Source organism: Mycobacterium yunnanensis, from assembly GCF_025823185.1.
GTDB lineage: Bacteria > Actinomycetota > Actinomycetes > Mycobacteriales > Mycobacteriaceae > Mycobacterium > Mycobacterium yunnanensis.
In genome coordinates this window covers 127,688-148,552 of the sequence record NZ_JACKVK010000001.1, presented here as the reverse complement: position 1 = coordinate 148,552, position 20,865 = coordinate 127,688, and the positions used below count along the sequence as shown (strand labels likewise).

19 protein-coding genes are annotated in these 20,865 nt (G+C 68.6%); 8 read left to right on the top strand and 11 right to left on the bottom strand.

Features of this window, described 5'->3' with window-relative positions:
- Nucleotides 1–4: 4 nt before the first annotated feature.
- From H7K45_RS00740 to H7K45_RS00720, 5 genes are all read right to left on the bottom strand, one after another.
- Complete coding sequence (locus tag H7K45_RS00740; RefSeq protein ID WP_372512475.1) at nucleotides 5–1,651, bottom strand: FAD-binding dehydrogenase; 1,647 nt, start codon at nucleotides 1,649–1,651, stop codon at nucleotides 5–7.
- A gap of 23 nt (nucleotides 1,652–1,674) precedes the next feature.
- Nucleotides 1,675–2,388 (bottom strand): DUF2334 domain-containing protein, encoded by a 714-nt coding sequence (locus H7K45_RS00735; protein WP_372512474.1) that lies wholly within the window; start codon nucleotides 2,386–2,388, stop codon nucleotides 1,675–1,677.
- A gap of 70 nt (nucleotides 2,389–2,458) precedes the next feature.
- A complete protein-coding gene (locus H7K45_RS00730) occupies nucleotides 2,459–2,947 on the bottom strand; it encodes a glutathione peroxidase (protein WP_263993789.1) in 489 nt (162 codons plus the stop codon).
- 10 nt (nucleotides 2,948–2,957) lie between these two features.
- Nucleotides 2,958–5,072, bottom strand: coding sequence for a S9 family peptidase (locus H7K45_RS00725; protein WP_263993788.1), 2,115 nt, complete (start codon nucleotides 5,070–5,072; stop codon nucleotides 2,958–2,960).
- Nucleotides 5,069–5,959 carry a phosphoribosylaminoimidazolesuccinocarboxamide synthase gene (locus H7K45_RS00720; protein WP_263993785.1) on the bottom strand — a complete coding sequence of 297 codons (891 nt, stop codon included), beginning with the start codon at nucleotides 5,957–5,959 and terminating at the stop codon, nucleotides 5,069–5,071. Before H7K45_RS00720 ends, H7K45_RS00725 begins: the two co-directional genes overlap by 4 nt.
- Before the next feature lie 40 nt (nucleotides 5,960–5,999).
- On the opposite strand from H7K45_RS00720, the gene H7K45_RS00715 reads away from it, so the two are divergent.
- Nucleotides 6,000–6,614, top strand: a complete 615-nt coding sequence (locus H7K45_RS00715; protein ID WP_263993783.1) for a hypothetical protein — start codon at nucleotides 6,000–6,002, stop codon at nucleotides 6,612–6,614.
- Between the two features lie 102 nt (nucleotides 6,615–6,716).
- Nucleotides 6,717–7,577 (top strand): PDDEXK-like endonuclease domain-containing protein, encoded by an 861-nt coding sequence (locus H7K45_RS00710; protein WP_263993782.1) that lies wholly within the window; start codon nucleotides 6,717–6,719, stop codon nucleotides 7,575–7,577.
- Nucleotides 7,578–7,594: 17 nt separating this feature from the next.
- Here the strand turns inward: H7K45_RS00710 and H7K45_RS00705 are convergent, their stop codons facing one another.
- On the bottom strand, nucleotides 7,595–8,788 hold the full coding sequence (locus tag H7K45_RS00705; protein ID WP_263993781.1) for a cytochrome P450: 1,194 nt from the start codon (nucleotides 8,786–8,788) through the stop codon (nucleotides 7,595–7,597).
- On the bottom strand, nucleotides 8,785–10,203 hold the full coding sequence (gene purB, locus H7K45_RS00700; protein WP_263993780.1) for an adenylosuccinate lyase: 1,419 nt from the start codon (nucleotides 10,201–10,203) through the stop codon (nucleotides 8,785–8,787). The genes H7K45_RS00705 and purB overlap by 4 nt, the downstream gene beginning before the upstream one ends.
- Nucleotides 10,204–10,243: 40 nt before the next feature.
- Between purB and relZ the strand changes: the two genes are divergently transcribed.
- Nucleotides 10,244–11,959, top strand: coding sequence for a bifunctional ribonuclease/(p)ppGpp synthase (gene relZ, locus H7K45_RS00695; RefSeq protein WP_263993779.1), 1,716 nt, complete (start codon nucleotides 10,244–10,246; stop codon nucleotides 11,957–11,959).
- 1 nt (nucleotide 11,960) lies between these two features.
- Here the strand turns inward: relZ and H7K45_RS00690 are convergent, their stop codons facing one another.
- Nucleotides 11,961–12,818 carry a methyltransferase gene (locus H7K45_RS00690; RefSeq protein WP_263993778.1) on the bottom strand — a complete coding sequence of 286 codons (858 nt, stop codon included), beginning with the start codon at nucleotides 12,816–12,818 and terminating at the stop codon, nucleotides 11,961–11,963.
- 102 nt (nucleotides 12,819–12,920) lie between these two features.
- Here H7K45_RS00690 and H7K45_RS00685 point away from each other — a divergent pair, with 102 nt between their 5' ends.
- Complete coding sequence (locus H7K45_RS00685) at nucleotides 12,921–13,739, top strand: class I SAM-dependent methyltransferase (RefSeq protein ID WP_263993777.1); 819 nt, start codon at nucleotides 12,921–12,923, stop codon at nucleotides 13,737–13,739.
- Complete coding sequence (locus H7K45_RS00680) at nucleotides 13,736–14,710, top strand: phytanoyl-CoA dioxygenase family protein (RefSeq protein WP_263993776.1); 975 nt, start codon at nucleotides 13,736–13,738, stop codon at nucleotides 14,708–14,710. The genes H7K45_RS00685 and H7K45_RS00680 overlap by 4 nt, the downstream gene beginning before the upstream one ends.
- Here the strand turns inward: H7K45_RS00680 and H7K45_RS00675 are convergent.
- Both H7K45_RS00675 and H7K45_RS00670 read right to left on the bottom strand, forming a co-directional pair.
- Nucleotides 14,707–16,143, bottom strand: a complete 1,437-nt coding sequence (locus H7K45_RS00675) for an APC family permease (protein ID WP_263993775.1) — start codon at nucleotides 16,141–16,143, stop codon at nucleotides 14,707–14,709. The genes H7K45_RS00680 and H7K45_RS00675 overlap by 4 nt on opposite strands.
- Nucleotides 16,144–16,217: 74 nt before the next feature.
- Nucleotides 16,218–16,829: a TetR/AcrR family transcriptional regulator gene (locus H7K45_RS00670; protein WP_263993774.1), complete on the bottom strand. Its 612-nt coding sequence runs from the start codon at nucleotides 16,827–16,829 to the stop codon at nucleotides 16,218–16,220.
- Between the two features lie 69 nt (nucleotides 16,830–16,898).
- Here H7K45_RS00670 and H7K45_RS00665 point away from each other — a divergent pair, with 69 nt between their 5' ends.
- Nucleotides 16,899–17,348, top strand: a complete 450-nt coding sequence (locus tag H7K45_RS00665; protein WP_263993773.1) for a DoxX family protein — start codon at nucleotides 16,899–16,901, stop codon at nucleotides 17,346–17,348.
- Complete coding sequence (locus tag H7K45_RS00660) at nucleotides 17,345–18,250, top strand: alpha/beta hydrolase (RefSeq protein ID WP_263994223.1); 906 nt, start codon at nucleotides 17,345–17,347, stop codon at nucleotides 18,248–18,250. The genes H7K45_RS00665 and H7K45_RS00660 overlap by 4 nt, the downstream gene beginning before the upstream one ends.
- On the opposite strand, the gene purD is transcribed toward H7K45_RS00660, so the two are convergent.
- A complete protein-coding gene (gene purD, locus H7K45_RS00655; protein WP_263993772.1) occupies nucleotides 18,251–19,519 on the bottom strand; it encodes a phosphoribosylamine--glycine ligase in 1,269 nt (422 codons plus the stop codon).
- Between the two features lie 63 nt (nucleotides 19,520–19,582).
- Between purD and H7K45_RS00650 the strand changes: the two genes are divergently transcribed.
- Entirely contained in the window at nucleotides 19,583–20,824 is a 1,242-nt protein-coding gene (locus H7K45_RS00650) for a cytochrome P450 (protein WP_263993771.1), read from the top strand.
- Nucleotides 20,825–20,865: the final 41 nt, after the last annotated feature.

Sequence of the window (20,865 nt, the reverse complement as noted above, 5' to 3'; positions counted from 1 at the left end):
TGTGTCAGCCGATGTCGCGCACCGCGGCGCGGCCGGCCGCTCGACCGGAGAACACGCAGCCACCCAGGAAGGTGCCTTCTAGCGACCGGTACCCGTGCACACCGCCACCGCCGAAGCCGGCAGCCTCGCCGGCCGCATACAGGCCGTCGAAGGCCGTTCCGTCGGCCTTGAGAACCCGGGAATCGAGGTCGGTCTCCAACCCTCCCAACGACTTTCGAGTCAAGATGTGCAGCTTGACCGCGATCAGGGGGCCGGCCTTCGGGTCGGTGATCCGGTGCGGCGCGACGACGCGGCTCACGCGATCGGGCACGTAATTGCGCGCTCCACGGATGGCCGTCACCTGACTGTCCTTGGTGTAGCGGTTGGCGACTTCGCGGTCGCGGGCGGTGACCTCTGCTTCGACGACGTCGACGTCGAGGCGTTCGACGTCGGGCACGTCGTTCATCTTCGCCACCAAATCCCGCAGCGTGGTCGCAGAGACGAAGTCGACGCCGCGGTCGACGAAACGCTGCACGGGCCCTGGCGCGCCGGGCCTGACCCGGCCGAGTACCTGCCGCACACTTCGTCCGGTCAGGTCGGGGTTCTGCTCCTGCCCGGAAAGCCCGAACTCCTTCTCGATGATCCGTGCGTTGAGGACGAACCACGTGTAGTCGTGGCCGGTCTTGGCGATGTACTCCAGCGTGCCGAGCGTGTCGAAACCGGGATACAGCGGTGCCGGCAACCGCCGCCCGGTCGCGTCGAGCCAGATCGACGACGGTCCCGGCAGGATGCGAATGCCGTGGCGGTCCCAGACCGGGTCGTAGTTGGTGACACCTTCGGTGTAGTGCCACATTCGGTCGCGGTTGACGAAGTTCGCGCCGGCGGCCTCGGTGATGCCGAGCATTCGCCCGTCGACGTGGGCAGGTACGCCGCTGAGCAGTTGACTGGGCACGCGGCCCATCCGAGCCGGCCAATTCTTGCGGACCAGATCGTGGTTTCCGCCGATGCCGCCGCTGGCCACGATCACCGCAGGTGCTCGGAACTCGAACTCTCCGACGGTATTTCGTGACGACGCGACGCCGCGGGCTGCGGTCGACGGTTCCAACACCGCGCCGCGGACCCCGGTGACGGCGCCTGCCTCGACGATCAAGTCGTCGACCCTGTGACGGTAGGCGAATCGCACCTTGGCGCCGGCCGCGAGCAGACGACGGGCGAAGATTTCGACGATCGCCGGGCCCGTGCCCCAGGCGATGTGGAACCGGGGCACCGAATTGCCATGTCCGCGGGCGTCGTAGCCGCCACGCTCGGCCCACCCGACGAGGGCGAAGGTCTTCAGCCCGCGCTCGCGCAACCAGCTGTGCTTCTCCCCGGCGGCGAAGTCGACGTAGGCATGGGCCCACTGCCGCGGCCAGTAGTCCTCGGGCCGATCGAATCCGGCGGTGCCCAGCCAGTCCTGCAAGGCCAGCTCGTGGCTGTCCCGGATACCCAGCCGCCGTTGTTGCGGGCTGTTCACGTAGAACAACCCTCCGAAGGACCAGAAGGCCTGGCCGCCCAGGTTGGCGGCGTTCTCCTGGTCGACGATCAGGACCGAACGGCCCTTGTCCAGCACTTCACACGCGGCGACCAAACCGGCGAGCCCGGCTCCGACCACGATGACGTCGACATCGGCCATGACGCCACGTTAGCCGTCACCGCTCACGCGGCGTCCGGCACGTCCGTCGACACCGCCTTCAGCGCCCAGCGGTACACCGCGGGGACGCAGCGATGCAGCAGTGCCAGGTCGACGGCGTCGAGCATGGCCTGCCGCGAAGCCGGTCGACGCAGCTGCCCCGCGGCGACCGCGAGGCGGACGGTGCCCTCGCGTCGCGCGGTCCGCTCGGCCGAGAGCACGAGCGTGCGGCACCACCACGTCTCGGTCAGGAAGCCTTCCCCGATGCCGACGACCCTGGCCCTCGACGTCGTCCCACGCACCAGGTCGGTGACACCGCCCAGCTCGGCGACCAGACGGAAGCCGTTGCGAGGCAGCGCGGTCAGTACGCCCTGTGAGACCGTCCACCCTGGCGCTGCGAACAGCCTGGTCCGCAAGCCCAGATGTTCGAGCACCCGGTCTGCCCCGGTCAATCTCAGGTTGGCCTCGTGGGCCTGCAGCGTCGCGAATTCCCCGCGCCGCTTCTTGGTGGCGGCCTCGTCGTAGCCGTGCAGGACGATTGCGTCGCCCTCGGCTCGGCGGCAGGTCAGCCACTCCACGGTGGCCGCGTCCTGGTCGAGCCGGTAGCCGCCCTTCTGCCGCGGTGCCACCAGCAGGGACGCCGGCACGGAACGGCTGGCGAGTTCGTCGCGGAAGGCGGCCGCGCTGCCCAATGTGCGGTCGGTGATCCCGGAGATCGAGACGATCAGTTCGCCAGCCACGCTATGCAGTGTCGCAACGCCAGGTGTGCAGAAGGTGTCCTCCGCCTGCGTGGGAGTTGACGTCTTGGTGTTACCTCGGCAGCACGGCCTCGATGGCGCTGATGACCTCGGGGGCGTCGGGTGCGGTGCGCGGCCGGAACCGGTTGACGACGTCACCGCCCGGCCCCACGAGGAACTTCTCGAAGTTCCACTGCACGTCACCGGCCTCCCCGTCGGCGTCGGGCGTCTCGGTCAGCACCGCGTACAGCGGGTGCCGGTCGGCGCCGTTGACGTCGGTCTTGGCAAGGAGTGGAAAGGTCACGCCGTAGGTGCTGGAGCAGAAGTCCTGGATCTCCTCGGCGGTGCCCGGTTCCTGGCCCATGAACTGGTTGCACGGCACCCCGAGCACCGTCAGGCCGCGGTCGCGGTAGTCCTGCGCCAATTGCTCGAGGGCGGTGTACTGCGGCGTCAGACCGCACTTGGAGGCCACGTTCACGACGAGCACCGGGCCGTCGGCCAAGTCGGCCAGTGTCATGGGCCTACCGTCGAGGGTGGTCAGCGGGATGTCGTCGAGGCTCATGGGCGTGACGCTACCGGCCGGCGCCGTAGTGGTCACGGTCGGCGGTGGCAAGCACCCAGGCGTACATGAACGCCGCTTCCTTCCAGCGTTCGTAGCGCCCGCTGATCCCGCCGTGACCGGCGCTCATCTCGGTCTTCAACAGCAGGGGGTGATCGTCGGTCTTGCTGTGCCGCAGCGCGGCAACCCATTTCGCCGGTTCGACGTAGTACACCCTGGTGTCGTTGAGCGATGTCATGGCCAGGATCGCCGGGTAGTCCTTCGCCTCCACGTTTTCATACGGGGTGTAGGACTTCATGTAGTGGTAGACGTCTTCGTCGGCCAAGGGGTTGCCCCACTCATCCCACTCGGTGACCGTCAGCGGCAGTGACGGATCCAGGATCGTGGTGAGCGCGTCGACGAAGGGCACCTGGGCCAGGATTCCCGCGAACAGTTCCGGGGCCATGTTCGCGACCGCACCCATCAGAAGGCCGCCGGCGCTGCCGCCCATCGCCACCAGGTTCTCGGGCGTGGTCACGTCGGTGCCGACCAGATGCGCTCCGGCGGAGACGAAGTCGACGAAGGTGTTCTTCTTCTCGAGCATCTTGCCGTGCTCGTACCACGGCCTGCCCATCTCGCCGCCGCCGCGGACGTGGGCGATGGCGAATACCATGCCGCGGTCCAGAAGCGACAGCCGCGCGATGGAGAACCGCGGATCCTCGCAGGATTCGTAGGCACCGTAGCCGTACAGCAGCGTGGGAGCCGGAACCGTCAGGCCCGCACGGTGAATGATGGACAGCGGGATCCGAGTGCCGTCGGGAGCCAGGGCCCAGTCCCGCCGCTCGACGTACTCGTCGGGGCGGTAGTCGCCGAGGACCGTCTGCTCGCGCAGCAGCGTGCGTTCACCCGTCGCCAGGTCGACGTCGTAGACGCGTACGGGCACGATGAACGACGTCGTCCCGACCCGAAGTACCGGCGCAGACCAGTTCGGGTTCCCGGACAGGCCCGACGACGTCAACTCCGTCTCGAAGGTGATCTCCTCAGGGGCGCCGTACGTGCCGTCTTCGTCGATGGGCCACAACTGAATTCGCGGCAGTGCGTCACTTCGGTAGCTGACGACGAGGTGGCGCTCGAACGCGTCGACCGCGTCGAGGCGGACGTCGGCCCGGTGCTCGACCAACGTACGGAACGCCGTCGGGTCGTCGACCGGCGCCTCGACCAACGTGAAGTTCTCGGCGCCGTCGTTGTGCAGGATCAGGAAGCGGTCCTGTCCGCCGACGACGGCGTGCTCGACGGAGTACTCCACGGCGTCGCGGCGGGGCAGGATCGAGACGAAGTCGGTTTCCCCGTCGGCCGCGTCGCCGTAGAACACCTCGGAGGTGACCGCGCTGCCCGCGGCGATGAACAGGTACTTGTCGCTGCGACTGCGACCGACCCCGACCCAGAACCGCTCGTCGGGCTCGTGGAAGACCTTGGTCGCGGGCAGACCGGCACCAAGGCGGTGTCGCCACACCGTGTCCGGACGCCAGGCGTCGTCGACCGTCGTGTAGTACACGGTGCGATCGTCCGCAGCCCACGTCGCCCCTGCGCCGATACCGGAGATGACGTCGTCGTACAGCTCACCGGTACGCAAGTCCTTGAAGCGCAACGTGAATCGCTCGTCACCGACCACGTCGACCGAAAAGGCGAGGGTGCGGCCGTCGATCGTGATCGACGCCGCGCCGAGGGAGAAGAAGTCGTGGCCCTCGGCTTCGACGTTCTCGTCGAGCAGTATCTGCTCGCCTGGCACCGGCTCGTTCTCGTCGAGCTGCGGCGGCGTCCAGTCGTCGAGATCGCTGACGGGGCAGCGGCAATGGATGCCGTACTGCTTTCCTTCGACACTGCGCCCGTAGTACCACCACGCACCGCGGCGCGTCGGCACCGACAGGTCGGTCTCCTTGGTACGAGCCTTGATCTCGTCGAAGATCTTCTGGCGCAACGGCTCCAGATACTCGGTCTGCTGATCGGTGTAGGCGTTCTCGGCCTTTAGGTAGTCGACGACCTCCGGATCGGCCTTGTCGCGCAGCCACTCGTAGTAGTCCACGAAGACGTCGCCGTGATGCTCGCGGCGGTGCTCGACGCGCTTGGCAATCGGCGGTGTGCCGCTCATTTGGCTCCGATCCAGTCAGCGAAGTTCAACCCGGAAATGCGTTCGTATGCCTCGATGTAACGGGCCCTGGTGGCCTCGACGATCTCGGCCGGAAGGGGTGGCGGCGGCGCCTCGCCGTGGCGATCCCAGCCCGAGTCGGGCCCGGTCAGCCAGTTGCGCACGAACTGCTTGTCGAAGCTGGCCTGCACCACGCCCTCCTCATAGGAGTCCGCGCGCCAGTATCGCGACGAGTCCGGGGTGAAGACTTCGTCGGCGAGGACCATCTGGCCGTCCTCGTCCACCCCGAACTCGAACTTGGTGTCGGCAATGATGATGCCCTTGCTCAGGGCGTGGTCGGCGGCCTCACGGTAGATGTCGAGCGTCAGATCCCGCAGCTGGGCGGCACGCTCGGCGCCGACCACCTCGACGACCGCCTCGAAGCTGACGTTCTCGTCGTGGCTGCCGAGATCGGCCTTGGTGGCGGGGGTGAAGATCGGTTCGGTGAACTTGCTGGCCTCGGTCAGGCCGGCGGGCAGGTCGATGCCGCAGACCTTGCCGGTTGCGCGGTAGTCGACGATGCCGGATCCGGTGAGATAGCCGCGGGCGACGCACTCCACGGGCATCATCTCCAGCTGCTTGACCACCAACGCCCGCCCGAGCACCTCGGCCGGGATGCGCTCGTCGTCGGGCGGGCCGGCCAGGTGGTTGGGAGTGTCCAGCAGGTCGAAGAAGAACACGCTCATCGCGGTGAGGATGCGGCCCTTGTCGGGAATCTCGCTGTCGAGGATGAAGTCGTAGGCCGAGATTCGGTCGCTTGCCACGAACAGCAGATGGTCGGCGTCGATGCGATACAACTCGCGAACCTTGCCGCTGGCCAGATGTTGGTAGTCGGACAGAGCTGGGCGCATCGGGCAAGACTATCGGTCCATCTGTGCTGGGATCACACCCATGAGCTCTCGCTACGTGCCGTACGCCACCACCCCCGGCCGGCTGCTCGCCCAGTTGACCAGTGACGCGGTCGTCGTGGTGTGGACCGTGCTCTGGGTTCTGGTCGGCCTCGCCGTGCACTCCGCGGTGAACACCATCGCCGAGGTGGGCAGGCAGGTCAACGACGGAGCGACCGGGGTCTCGGAGAACTTGAACTCCGCGGGCGACAGCACCGACGACTTTCCGCTGGTCGGCAGCGCGCTGAGCAAGCCGCTGCGCGCGGCGAGCCGGGCAGCGCTCGACATCGCCGGCGCCGGCCACAGCCTCGACACCACCGCGAGCTGGTTGGCCGTCGTGCTGGGCTTGGCGGTCGCGGCGCCGCCGATCTTGTTCGTGGCGTTGCCGTGGCTGGTGCTGCGCATCCGCTTCTTCCGCCGCAAGTGGACGGCCATCACGCTCGCGGCGACCCCCGCCGGCGAGCAACTCCTGGCGCTACGGGCGCTGGCCAACCGCCCGCTGGCCAAGCTCGCGGCCGTGAGCATCGACCCCGTCGGAGCGTGGCGTCGCGACGACGCGATCGCCATCCGCGGCCTGGCCAACCTGGAGCTGCGCTCCTCGGGCATCCGCCGCAAGTAGGCCCACCCCGCGATTTGTGTGCACACACCCGCGCTCATCGCGGGTGCGTGTGCACAAATCGCGTCAGGGAACCCAGTCGGGGGCTGGCGAGTCAAACCCTTGGTGCTCGACGAACTGTTGCGCTGCCACGACGGTGTCATCACACTGGGCCAGGCCCGGGACGCTGGGCTGAGCCAGGACGCGGTCGAGAGACGTGTGCGGTCAGGTCGTTGGCGACGCTGCGCACGCGGTGTCTACTTCGTCGACGACCGTCCGTTCACCGACGCCGCGCGCATTCGTGCCGCGGTCTGGAGCAACGGCGAGCGAGCCGTCGCCAGTGGACTTGCAGCGGCCTGGTGGCTGGAGCTCACCCAGTTCGCGCCGGGAACGGTCGAGGTGACGGTTCCCCGCGCCAGCAATCACAGGTCTCGACCGGGAGTTCGACTCAGACGCCGAGACCTTGCACCCTCCGACGTGTTCGAGTCCCGAGGCTTGCGCGTGACGGCTCTACCGATGACGGTGGTGGAGGCCGCCGTGCGCCGCGGGGGCGGCCCGAAGATCCTCGATCAGGCACTCCAACGACGCACCCATCTGCCGGCGCTGTGGACGACTCACCTCCGCAACAAGGGCCGCCACGGTTCGCCGGCGGCGCGCCGACTCCTCCGAGCGGCCGATGACGGAGCGCGGTCCGAGGCAGAACGCCTCGCCGCACGCCTACTCAATTTAGCGAAGATCACCGGCTGGAAGGCCAATCAACGCGTAGCCGGCTACGAGGTGGATGTGCTGTTTCGCGGCCCAAAGGTGGCCATCGAGATCGACGGATTCGCGTTCCACAGCGACTCCGAGGCCTTCCAACGCGACCGAACGAAGCAGAATGCGATCGCGCTAGTGGGCTATCACGTCCTCAGGTTCACATGGCTTGACTTGACCGAGCATCCAGACAGGGTCGTCGAGGAGGTCCGCCGAGCGATTCGTGCACCCTAACCCGCGGCAGTCGCGGGTTAGGGTGCACAAATCACGACGGGGAGGGAGCGGATGCCCGTGTGCCGATTGCTCCGCGTCCACTCGACGGGGCCCGCCAACTCCACCGCCGCGAACCGGTCCAGCAGTTCCTCGAACAGCACCCGCATCTCGAGCCGCGCCAGGTTGGCACCGAGGCAGTAGTGCGCGCCCTGCCCGAAACCCAAGTGCGGGTTGGGCTTGCGGGCCACGTCGAAGAGATCCGGGTCGTCGAAGGCCAACTCGTCGCGGTTGGCCGAGCCCTCCCAGATCTGCACCTTCTGCCCGGCCTGGATCGCGCACCCGCCGAGCGTGACCTCCCGCGTGGCGGTCCGCCGCTTCGACGGTGACGGCGACGTCCACCGGACCATCTCCTCGACCGCCGTCGGCAGTGACTCCAAATCGTCACGCAGCACGGCCATGTGGTCGGGGTTCTCGATCAGTGCCAGGAGCCCACCCGCGATCGCGTTGCGCGTGGTCTCCGCCCCGGCGCTGAACAGCAGGCTGAAGAACAGGTACAGCTCGAGCTCACCGAGCGCGCAGGTCTCGTCGTTGGCCACGATCGACAACATGTCGTCGGTCGGCTGGGCCCGCTTGGCGGCGACCAACTCCGCGCCGTAGGCATACATCCGCGCACTGTCGTCAGCGCTCGCCTCGCGACCCAGGTCGAATTGCGGCTCGATGGCGTGAAACAGCCAATGTCGTTCGGATTCCGGCACTCCCAGCAAGATGCAGATCATCTGCATGGGCAATTCGGCCGCCACGTCGACGACGACGTCGAACGGCACACCCGGCTGCACCGCGTCGAGCAGCGTGCGGGTCCGCGACCGCAGATCGTCTTCCACGCGGCCGATCATCCGCGGGGTCAGACCGGAGCTGACCAGCCGCCGGATCTGCGCGTGCCGTGGGTCGTCCATCATGTTGAGCACCTGGCCGGCGATCGGAAGATCCTGCAGGAGCGTGCCGCCGTAGGGCCGTGCGCCGCCGGTCACCGAGGAGAATGACTCCGGATCACGAAGCACGGCAAGGGTTTCGGCGTGCGTGGCGACCGACCAGAATCCCTCGCCGTCGGGCGTGTGCTCGGTGGGCTCGTGCCAGAAGACGGGAGCCTCGCGACGGTGCACCGCGAACAGTTCGTGCGGGAAACCCGCCGCGAAGTTGTCCAGGTCGGTGAAGTCCACCGCCGCCAAGCTCACAGGATGGCGCCCGAGGTGTACGCCGCCGCGTCGGGATAGCGGCTCACCAGCTCCTCCACCGCGGCGACCACCGCGTCGACCTGCGCGCCGGCCGCCCCGGTGAACGCCTCCTTGTCCGCCAGCGCGGCATCGAGCGCCGCCCGGTCCAGCGGCAGCCGCGGGTCGGCGGCCAACCGGTCGAGAAGGTCCGGCTCCGAACCCTTCTCGCGCATCGCCAGTGCAACCGCGACGGCGTGCTCCTTGATGACCTCGTGTGCCGTTTCGCGTCCGACGCCGGCACGGACGGCGGCGATCAGGATGCGGGTGGTGGCCAGGAACGGCAGGTAGCGGTCCAGCTCGCGCTGGATGACGGCCGGGTACGCGCCGAATTCGTCGAGCACGGTCAGGAACGTCTCGATCTGACCGTCGAGGGCGAAGAACGCGTCGGGCAGCGCGACGCGCCGCACCACCGAACAGAAGACGTCGCCCTCGTTCCACTGCGCACCCGCGAGCTCGGCGGCCATCGACCCGTAACCGCGGAGCACCACCTGCAGGCCGTTGACCCGCTCACAGGACCGGCTGTTCATCTTGTGCGGCATGGCCGACGAGCCGACCTGCCCCGGTGCGAAGCCCTCGGTGACCAGCTCGTTGCCCGCCATCAGCCGGATCGTGTGCGCCAGTGACGACGGTCCCGCCCCGAGCTGCACGAGCGCCGAGAGCACGTCGTGGTCCAGCGAGCGCGGGTAGATCTGCCCGACACTGGTCAACGTCGTCGCAAAGCCAAGGTATTCGGCCACCCGCTGCTCCAGCGCCGCCAACCCCGCCGTATCGCCGTCGAGCAAGTCGAGCATGTCCTGTGCGGTGCCCATCGGTCCCTTGATGCCGCGCAGCGGATACCGGTCGACCAACTCGCTCAGCCGGGTCAGCGCGATCAGCATCTCCTCGGCCGCCGAGGCAAACCGCTTGCCCAGCGTCGTCGCCTGGGCCGCCACGTTGTGCGACCGCCCCGCCATCACCACGTCACGGTAGAGCTCGGCGCGCTCGGCAAGGCGCGCGACGACGGCGATGCCGTGGGCGTGGACGAGTTGCAGCGAGCGGCGGATCTGCAGCTGCTCGACGTTCTCGGTCAGGTCGCGGCTGGTCATGCCCTTGTGCACGTGCTCGTGACCGGCCAGCGCATTGAACTCCTCGATGCGTGCCTTGACGTCGTGGCGGGTGACGCGTTCGCGCTCGGTGATCGAGGCCAGGTCGACCTGTTCCACGACGCGCTCGTAGTCCTCGACGACGCCGTCGGGGACCGACACGCCGAGCTCGACCTGGGCGCGGAGGACGGCGATCCACAGCCGGCGCTCCGCGACGATCTTGGCCTCCGGCGACCAGATGGCCACCATGTCGGCGCTGGCGTACCGGTTGGCCAGGACATTCGGAATCGTCACGGATACACAGCTTACGACCCGGCTGAGGCAAGCTAGACCGATGTACTTCGTCGGCGTGGACCTCGCGTGGGGTGAGCGCAAGCCCTCGGGTGTCGCGGTCGTCGACGACGACGGCCGCCTGGTCTACGTCGGGGTGGCACAGGACGACGCCAGCATTCGGGCGGCGATCGGGCCCTACGTGCAGGACGACTGCCTGGTGGCCTTCGACGCCCCGCTGGTGGTGAACAACCCCACCGGTCAGCGGCCCAGTGAATCGGCGCTCAACCGCGACTTCGCGAAGTTCGAGGCAGGCGCCCATCCCACCAACACCGGCAAACCCGAATTCGCCGGCACTCCACGCGCGGCCCGCCTCGCCGCCGCGCTCGACCTCGACATCGACCCGTACTCCGCGTCGACGCGGCGGGCCATCGAGGTCTACCCGCACCCGGCGACCGTGGCGCTGTTCCGGCTGGGCCGCACGCTGAAGTACAAGGCCAAGCCCGGCCGCAGCGTCGCGCAGCTGCGGTCTGAATTGCTACGGCTGTTGGACCTGATCGAGACGCTCGCGCACGCGACGCCGCCGTTGCGGGTCGCCGACGACGACGGGTGGAAAGCCCTTCGACACCTCGTGGAGACCGCCGAACGCAAGAGCGAGCTGCGCCGCGCGGAGGATCCCGTCGACGCGGTGGTGTGCGCCTACGTCGCCCTGTTCGCCACCCGCCGACCCCGAGACGTGACGATCTACGGTGACGCGGAGACCGGCGCCACCATCACTCCGACGCTGCCGCCCGACCTGACCCCGGCACCGCGGGAGGCGACTCCGGGTGCCGTGCGCGACGCCATCACGGAGTTCGCCGCCCGCCGGCCCGCGTTGATCGGCGCGACCGACCGCTACCTGCACCTGGTAACCACACTGCTCGACGACGCCGGCATCAACTACCTCGACGTCACCGCGCGCACCAAGTCGGTCGCGTCGTTCGCCGAGAAGGCCGACCGCAGCGTCGACGGCCGACGCCTCTACACCGACCCGCTCTCCGAGCTCACCGACCAGATCGGTCTGCGGATCATCACGTTCCTACGCGACGACGTGACCACCGTCGCCAACCTGCTTGCCGAGGAGATGCAGCTGCTCGACGACCGCGACATGGGACAGGAGACGGCCCGCGAGGGCCGATGGGGGTACGCCAGCCGGCATCTCCTGGTCGCCGTCGAGGGTGAGCAGCAGCCCGCGTCGATTCAGGTGCGGACGGTCCTTCAGCACGCGTGGGCGGAGTTCGAGCACGACATACGCTACAAGGGTTCCATTCCCGAGGAGGACGCCCCCGACCTGGACCGTCGATTCACCCTCGCCGCAGGTCTTCTCGAGTTGGCCGACCGTGAATTCTCCGCCATCAGGGAGCGTCTGAAGAGTTCGCCGCCCGCGGCGCGCTCGGAGCAATCCGACGACCCCCGCATCGGCACTCCGGTGCTGGCCACCTACCTCGGCAACCGCTTCCCCGACGCAGGCTGGTCCCGCACCGAGCACTACGCGTGGATCTCGGGGCTGCTGCTGGAGTTGGGCGTCGATTCACTCGACGAGCTCGACGAGTTGCTCGGCGGCCTGGACACCGACGCGGTCAACGCGAAGATGGACTACCGCTACCCGGCCGGCGCGGTGCGCCGCCTCGACGACGCGCTGCTGGCCCGCTACGGCGACCGCTACGTGGGCCTGACGGGCAACTCCCACCGCGTCGCCCAGCTCCAGACGCGACTCGAAAAGCTGACTGCCGCTTCATGATTCAGGACTTGCGCGCCACCATCACGTCCACCGGGTGGGGCACCACACCCGGGCGGCCAGGCAGCGAGACGTCGCGAAGGTAGTCGAGCAGTCGATCGCGCGCCGGGGTCGTCAGTGCGCGCGACCGCGCCCCGATCAGGAAGTCGAGCACGTCCTCGCCGCGCCCCAGCGGATCGCTCAACCCGTCGCGGAGGTCGAGGTGTCCGACGATCGTCTCGACGTCGACGGACAACCCCCGCCGACGTAGGTCTGCCTCGACGTCCTCGGCGAACCACGGCGTCCGCCCTTCCCACGGGCACAGCATCTCCGTCAGCACGCACAGCGGCTCCCGCGGCGCGACGGCCGCCAGCAAGAGCCCACCGGGCGTCAGCATCCGTAGCCCGTGGTCGAGGGCCGACGAGAGGTTCGCGACGTAGTACAGCGAATGCACGAAGTGCACGAGATCGGCGGGATGGCCTGCGTCGTGGTCGGCGAAGCCCCCGATCACCACCGTCGGCACGAGACTCGGCACGTCGAGAGCGTTCATCCGGGCAGCAAACCCCGCGGCCGACGGGGGATGCGGCTCGACACCGGTGTAGCGCACTCGGCGTCCGCCGGACGCCAACGCACCTGCCAGCGGTGCGTCGACGCTGCCGTCGCCGACGCCAACGCCGACGACGCGCACCGGGTCGCAGTCGCTCAGCAGCGGTGGCAGCTCGGCGACCAGCCAGTCGCGAAGGCGGCGGCGCTGGTCGCTGGCCGCCTCGTACCGCGCGTGCGTGTGGGCGTACCGCTCGTTGGTCAGGGCCGGCAGGGCCGGCACTTCTCGAACGCTCTTCCGCAAGCCCACGAGGGGCGCGGGCACATCGATCAGTGTCATTTGCCGCCAGTGTCCCCGCGGATTGGGCGGAAACCGCGCGAAGATCGACGCCGACATCGTTGCGTAAGAATCGGTCAGCGAGATCCGTGATTGGCTTGTCCGATGACTCCTCCCGACACCGCCCAGCGCAGCCTCGAGCATTGGAGTGAGGCCGGGCGCGCGGAGATGGAGGCGTTCTACGCGCTCGCGACCGAGGACTACCGGCAGCTCGTCGCCGCGCGGGACTGGAACGCAGACCTCGCCAGCCACGCCGTCGGCGGCCGGGTGCGCCTGCTCGACGTCGCATGCGGCAGTGGGAAGTTCCCGACCGCGCTGCTGGCCGGCGGCCTCGCCACCGCCCCGGTGATCGAGGTCGACCTGCTGGACCCGTCGGCGTTCAGCATCGCCGAGGCCAGGTCGACGCTCGCACCGCCGTTCGTCGCGGCGGGCGAACACGAAGTGCTGCTTCAGGACTTCTCCGGGTCCGGTTACGACGTGGCGTGGGCCACCCACGCGCTGTACGCCCTGCCACCCGCCGAACTCGCCGCAGGGGTGGCGAAGATGGTTGCGTCCCTTCGCCCCGGCGGCTTCGGGGTGGTCGCGCAGGCGTCGTCGCGGTCGCACTATCTGACTTTCTACGACGCCTATCGGGAGTCGTTCGCACCGGACGCCACGCCGTACACCGACGCCGAAGGGGTGGCGGCCGCCCTGCGCGACGCCGGGGCGCCGGTCGAGGTGCAGTTGCTGAGTTACCGCACCGGGACCTCCGACCGGACCGTCGCCGAAGGCTTCCTGCAACGCTGCGCGTTCGACGACACCGTGACCCTCGAACAGATGGAGGCCAGCGACGCGCTAGGCCGCTATCTCAGCGGCTGTCGGGGGCCCGACGGCGCCTACGCATTCCAGCACGAAGCCCACCTGATCACTTGGCAGCAGCCATGATTCGCAACCCACACCTGTCCGAGGCCACCGCCGCAGGCACCGCGTCCGACGTCGCCGTCGAATGGGACCGCGGCAACGACCAGTGGTGGGACTGGTACATGTCGCTGGCCGACGGCCCAGTCCCCGACGGACCACTCGTCGACCCGCCCGCCCACGATCCCGGCCCGCTGCCGACCGACGACGAGGTCACCGCCGAACTGGCCAAGGCCTACCCAATCACCGACGAGCAGATCGCGCGCTTTCGCACCGAGGCGTTCGTCAAGCTGCCCGGCGTGCTCAGCCCCGGAACCGTCGAGCGGCTACGAATCAAGTTGCGCGCCATGCTCGACGAGGCCGTCGACGCCGACGTCGGCTTCCAAAGTCGCGAGATGATGTGGCTCGACGACGACGTGGTGCGCGCCGCCGTGCTCTCCCCGCGCCTCGGCGGCATCAGCGCGGCCCTGCTGGGCACCGATCGGGTCAGGCTCTATCACGACAACGCGTTGTCGAAGGAGCCTGGCGCGGGACGCACTCCGTGGCACTACGACGCACACCACTTTCCGCTGGACTCACCGAAGGTGTTGACGGCGTGGATTCCGCTGCAGCCCACCCCGCGCGAGATGGGACCGCTGGCCTTCGCCCGCGGTGCCGACGTCGGGGAGCTGGTCGACGGCCTCGAGTTCGACAAGCACGGCACCTCCTACGACCGTGGCGTCTCGGAAATCCTTCGTACCCATGGGGTTCAGGTCGAGGACGGGCCCTTCGCGGCGGGCGAGGTCAGCTTCCACGGGGCCAACTGCTTCCACACTGCGGGCGCCAACCGCACCACCGCCGCGCGCGTGGTGCTCGCCAACACCTACTTCGCCGACGGCGTCCGCGTGGTGCCGAGCCCGACCATGGTGAGCGGCGATTGGCGCAAGTTCATCCCCGGTGCCGAGCCGGGCGAGGTGGTGGCCAGCCCGCGCAATCCGCTGCTGGCACGCCCGGTCTAGGGTTCGGCGTCCAGCTTTTCGACGTCGGTGATGCCGGGGCCGCGAATGCCCAGCGCCCGGTTGATCGCCAACGTGACGCCGAACAGGACGATGCCGAGCGCGACAAGGGCCAGCGCGAGGACGTATTGCTGCAGCGGCCGGCCCGACAGTGGCAGCACCAGGTACGCCGAGGCGACGAAGCCCACCCAGGGCAGCCAGGTCGGCGTCCGGAAGTGGGCGCGAGCACCGTCGGCCCCACTGGCGTGAACGTCCTTGCGCAACACCAAGACCGCGATGTTGACCACCGCGAACACCGCCAGTAGCAACAGTGAGGTCGTGCCGCCGAGTGTCGAGATCGCCTTGTCGTTCGCGAAGGCCGTGACGTAGAGGATCAACGCGAAGGCGATGGTGGTGGTGAACACGATCGCCACCCACGGCGTGCGTCGGGCGCGGTGGACGGTACCCAGCACCGGTGGCAGCACGTGCTGCTTGGCCATGCCGTAGATCAACCGGCTTGCCATCAGCATGTTGATCAGAGCGGTGTTGGCCACGGCGAACATGGAGATGAAGGGCAGGATCTTCTCGATCGGCAGGCCGGGCGCCCCGGCCTTGACCACCTCGACCAGCGGCGTCTCGCTGGCTTCCAGCGCACCCACCGGCACCAGGGCCACGGCGACGACGGCGACCACGATGTAGACCACGCCTGCGATGCCGAGCCCGGTCAGCAGCATCTTCGGGAAGATGCGCACCGGATCCTTGGTCTCCTCGGCCATGTTGACCGAGTCCTCGAACCCCACCATCGCGAAGAAGGCCAGCGACGTCGCGGTCGTGACGGCGAGGAACGCGTTCTTGTCCTCCGCAGTGTCGAACGCGACCACGCGGGAGAAGTCGACGGCGTCACCGCCCTGGGTGAACGCCCAGAATCCGACGAAGATCACCAGCATCAGACCGGTGATCTCCACGATCGTCAGCACCACGTTGAGCTTGACGCTCTCGCCGACGCCGCGCAGGTTGACCGCGGCGACCAACAGCATGAAGAGCATTGCCACGGCGACGATTCCGGCGGTGCCCCAGTCCAAGCCGAAGCCCTTGAAGAAGTTGGAGGCGAAGAATCGCGACGCCGTGGCGGCCGAGGTGATGCCGGAGCACATCACGATGAACGCCACCAGGAACGTCACGAAGTGAATGCCGAACGCCTTGTGCGCGTAGAGCGCAGCCCCGGCGGCCTGCGGGTACTTGGTGACCAGTTCCAGATAGCTGAATGCGGTGACCATCGCGATGAGGAACGCCACCAGGAACGGCAGCCACGCCGCACCACCCACCTCGGCCGCGACGTCTCCGGTCAGGGCGTAGACCCCGGTGCCGAGGATGTCTCCGACGATGAACAGCAGCAACAGGCCGGGGCCCATCACACGTTTGAGTTCCGGCTGGTTCTCCACGGTGGTCTGCGCCATGACGCCTCCCTGATAGTCAGCTGTGAATCGCAGGTCCAACCATTACAGGAAATGCTCGAGCACGCACGACTATCTCAGCCGAAGGGCGCCAGCACGTCGATGACGTCGACGAGCGTGGCGCGCGCGGCGGCCCTCGGACCGTCCCCGACGCCGACGAGGGACGCCACGACCGCGCCGTCGACGGCACACACCAACGCGGTCATCAGCTCGGCTCGCACTGACCGACCCGACCTCTCGACCACCTCGACGACGGCGTCGGTCCGCTGCTTCATGATGCGGCGCTGGACGTCGCGGAGACCTGGTTGGCGCGCGCACGCGATGTAGCGCTCGTAGCGGGAGATCAACTGCTCGGAGACCCGGGTGTCGGGGCCGTCGCCGACCAGGAAGTCGACGAGGACGTCGGCGGTCGACTCGGCGCCACGGCGGCGGCGCGGAAGAGCCGCGACTCGGGAGTCCAGGATCTCGGCGTCTCGGATGCCGACGTACTCGACGGCCCGCTCGACGAGGTCGTCGAGGGAGGAGAAGTAGTAGGTCGTGGAGGCCAGTGGCAGACCGGCTCGACGGGCCACGGCGCGGTGCCGGACCGCGTCGAAGCCGCCCTCGCACAACAGCTCGGCGGCCGCGCTGACCAGCGCGTACCGTCGCCTCTCACCCTTGGGGGTGACCGCTGCCGTCACGTGTTGCATGCTGCCAGCAACGGCTCGGCGGTATGGGGCTTTCGACCAACTACGAGATTCCACGACCGAAAGGCGACCGTGCACTCATCCGCGGCGAACCCACCCGCCACATCCGTCCCGCGCGTACTGGGCCGGGTGCTGCTGGGCGCTGCCCTCGTCTTCGCCGGCACTAGCCATCTGACCTTCGCCCGGCACGCGTTCTACGCCCAGATTCCGCCGTGGCTGCCGTTGAACGCCACCTTCGTGATCATCGCCTCGGGCATCGTCGAGATCGTCCTCGGCATTGCCCTCGTGGTGGTGCCGCGGCACCGCGTCGTCCTGGGCTGGGCAGCCGCTGCCTTGTTCGTGGTCGTCTTCCCCGGCAACGTCTCGCAATTCCTCACCCACAGTCCTGCGTTCGGCTTGGACTCCGACCTGTCCCGGGGTGTCCGGTTGCTCTTTCAACCGCTGCTGGTGGTGTGGGCGCTCTGGTGCACCGGTGCGTGGTCCGCGCTGCGGCGGCGGCCGCCAGAGGCACCGGTGGCATGATGGCGCGCATGCCCAATCTGAGCCGTCGCGCCGTCCTGCGCCTCGGTGCCGGAGTGGCCGCGGGTGCCGCGGGCGCGTACGCCCTTGGCTCGACGCCGAGTCCGCCGTCGGCGACGCAGCCGCCCGTTGCGATGACGGGGATCGGTGCACCGCTGGCACCACCCCCGGTGCCGCTGGAGCCGGCAGCCCCGGCACCCACCTACGTCACGGGGTCGTTCGTCTCGGCAGCCCGTGGCGGGGTGACGACCAATTGGGCGATCGCCAGGCCGCCCGGCCAAACCGGTCCCCTTCGTCCCGTCATCGCTTTGCATGGCAAGGGTCAGGACGCAGCAGGTGTGATGGCAGGCGGTGTGGAGCAGGGCCTCGCCCAGGCCGTCGCCTCGGGCATTCCCCCGTTCGCCGTCGTGGCCGTCGACGGTGGTGGCGGCTACTGGCATGCCAGGGCCTCCGGGGAGGACTCCGGCTCGATGGTGCTCGACGAGTTGATCCCCCTGCTCGGCCAGCAGGGGTTGGACGTCTCGCGCGTCGGATTCCTGGGCTGGTCGATGGGCGGTTACGGCGCGCTCCTGCTCGGGTCGCGACTCGGCCCCGCGCGTACCGCGGCGATCTGCGCGGTCAGCCCCGCACTGTGGACCTCGTCGGACGCCACCGCACCCGGCGCCTTCGACGGTGCGGCCGACTACGCCGCCAACAGCGTGTGGGGGCTGCCGAACCTGGGATCCATTCCGATCAGGATCGACTGCGGTGACAGCGATCCGTTCTACGCCGCCACGAAGCAGTTCATCGGGCAGCTACCCAACCCTCCCTCGGGCGGATTCTCCCCGGGCGGTCACGACGGCGCGTTCTGGAGTTCTCAGCTCCCGGGGGAAATCGCCTGGATGGCACCGCTTCTCGTCGCGTAGCTAGACGCCGATCCGCCCTTCGGCGGCCGCCAATCCGATGTCGGTGCGAAAGTGACTGCCGGGCAATCGTATTCCGGCCATGACGGCGTAGGCCGCGTCGCGGGCGGCGACGAGGTCCGCACCGGTGCCGACGGCGGAGAGCACCCGACCGCCCGACGACACGACGGTCCCGTCCTCGCGGCGAGCGGTACCCGCGTGCAGCACGCCGGGCGCATCCGACCCCGTGATGACGTCCCCAACCCGAGGCCGCCCCGGGTAGTTCTCGGCGGCCAGCACCACCGCGACGGCCGCACCGTCGGCCCACCGAAGCGCGGGCTGACCGGCCAGCTCGCCGACGGCGGCGGCGTGTAGCAGCTGCCCAAGGGGGCTCTCCAGCAGCGCCAGCACGGCTTGAGTCTCGGGATCGCCAAAGCGGCAATTGAACTCGACCACGGCCGGGCCGCGTGAGGTGATCGCCAATCCGGCGTAGAGCAGGCCCGAGAATGGGCAGCCACGGGCGACCAGTTCCGCGGCCACCGGTGTGACGACGTCGTCGACGATGCTCGTCAGGACCTCGACGGGCAGCCAGGGCAGCGGGGTGTAGGCGCCCATGCCCCCGGTGTTCGGTCCGGCATCCCCGTCCCCGACCCGCTTGAAGTCCTGCGCGGGTAGCAGCGGCACCACCGTCTCCCCGTCGACGACGCAGAAGAGCGAGACCTCCGGACCGTCGAGGAAGGACTCGAGCAGCACGGGATGCCCGGAATCCAGGAGGCTGGCGGCGTGCGCGCGGGCGGTGTCGCGGTCAGCGGTTACGACCACGCCCTTGCCTGCAGCCAGGCCGTCGTCCTTGACCACCCAGGCCTCGTCACCGGAGGGCGGGCCGAACCGGTCCAGCGCGGCGTCCAGACGAGCGGGATTGTCGACGATCTCGCTGCGCGCGGTGCGCACACCCGCGGCATCCATCACGTCCTTGGCGAAGGATTTCGACCCCTCGATGCGGGCGGCGTCCTTGGAGGGACCGAAGCACGCGATGCCCGCCGCGCGCAGGGCGTCGGCGACGCCGAGGACCAGCGGCACCTCGGGTCCTATGACGACGAGGTCGGACTCGGTGCGCTTGGCCAGCTTCACCACCTCGTCAGCCGAGGTGACGTCGACGTCGTGCTGCTCGGCGACCGACGCCGTGCCGGCATTGCCTGGCGCGACGGCCAGGGCGTCCACCTCGGGATCTCGACGCAGGGCGAGCAACAACGCATGTTCACGGGCTCCGGATCCGATCACGAGGACGCGCACGGTGGTAACCCTAAACCCCCGAATTCGGCCATACACTTGCCAATCAGATGTATGGTCTCGGTCATGGCGACCACGCAGAGCGCATGTCCCTTCGGGGCCGGGTATGACTTCACCGACCCCGACGTCCTGGTCCGCGGCATCCCGGTCGACGAATTCGCCCAGCTCCGCAAGACCGCTCCGGTTTGGTGGAACGAGCAGCAAGAGTCGATCTTCGACGACGGCGGCTACTGGGTGATCAGCAGGCACGAGGACATCAAGGCCATCTCGCGCAACGGCGACCTGTGGTCGACCAACCGCAAGGGTGCGGTCATGCGGCTACCCGAGGGCGTCACCGCCGAGCAGCTCGACTTGACCAAGGCACTGCTGATCAACCACGACGCACCCGAGCACACCCGGCTACGCAAGATCGTCTCCCGCCTCTTCACCCCGCGCGCGGTCGCGACGCTCGAGGAGAAACTCGCGGTCGCAGCGCGCGAGATCGTCGCAAACGCCGCCGCCAAGGATCACGGCGACTTCGTCGCCGACGTCGCCACCCGCCTTCCGCTGCTGGCCATCGCCGACCTGATCGGCGTGCCGGAAGCCGACCGCGAGCGGCTGTTTCACTGGAGCAACAGCGTCATCAACACCGACGACCCCGACTTCGACGCCGACCCCACGACCGCCAACGCCGAGCTGATGGGCTACGCGTACACCATGGCCGAGGAGCGCCGCCGCCAACCGGCCGATGACATCGTCACCCGACTGATCCAAGCCGAGGACACCGAAACCGGAAAACCGCTGGACGATGTCGAATTCGCGTTCTTCGTCATCCTGCTCGCCGTGGCGGGCAACGAGACCACCCGCAACGCCATGACGCACGGCATGAACGCGTTCTTCGACAACCCGGACCAGTGGGAGCTGTTCAAGACCGAGCGGCCCGCGACCGCGGTCGACGAAATCGTTCGGTGGGCCACCCCGGTGCACTGCTTCCAACGGACCGCCCTGGCCGACGTGAGGTTCGGCGACGTGACGATCGCCGAAGGCCAGCGGGCCGGTCTCTTCTACAGCTCCGCCAACTTCGACGAGGCCGTCTTCGAGCGGCCCTTCGAGTTCGACATCATGCGCAACCCCAACCCGCACCTGGCCTTCGGAGGCAACGGCGCCCACTTCTGCATCGGCGCCAACCTGGCCCGCATGGAGATCAAGCTGATCTTCGACGAGCTGGCCGACCAGATTCCCGACATCGCCAAAGTGGCCGAACCGCAACGGCTCCGGTCGGGATGGATCAACGGTGTCAAGGAGCTGCCGGTCGCCTACCGGGGCTGACCGGGCTGGCCGGGCTTCTCAAGGCCCCGGTTACGATTTGC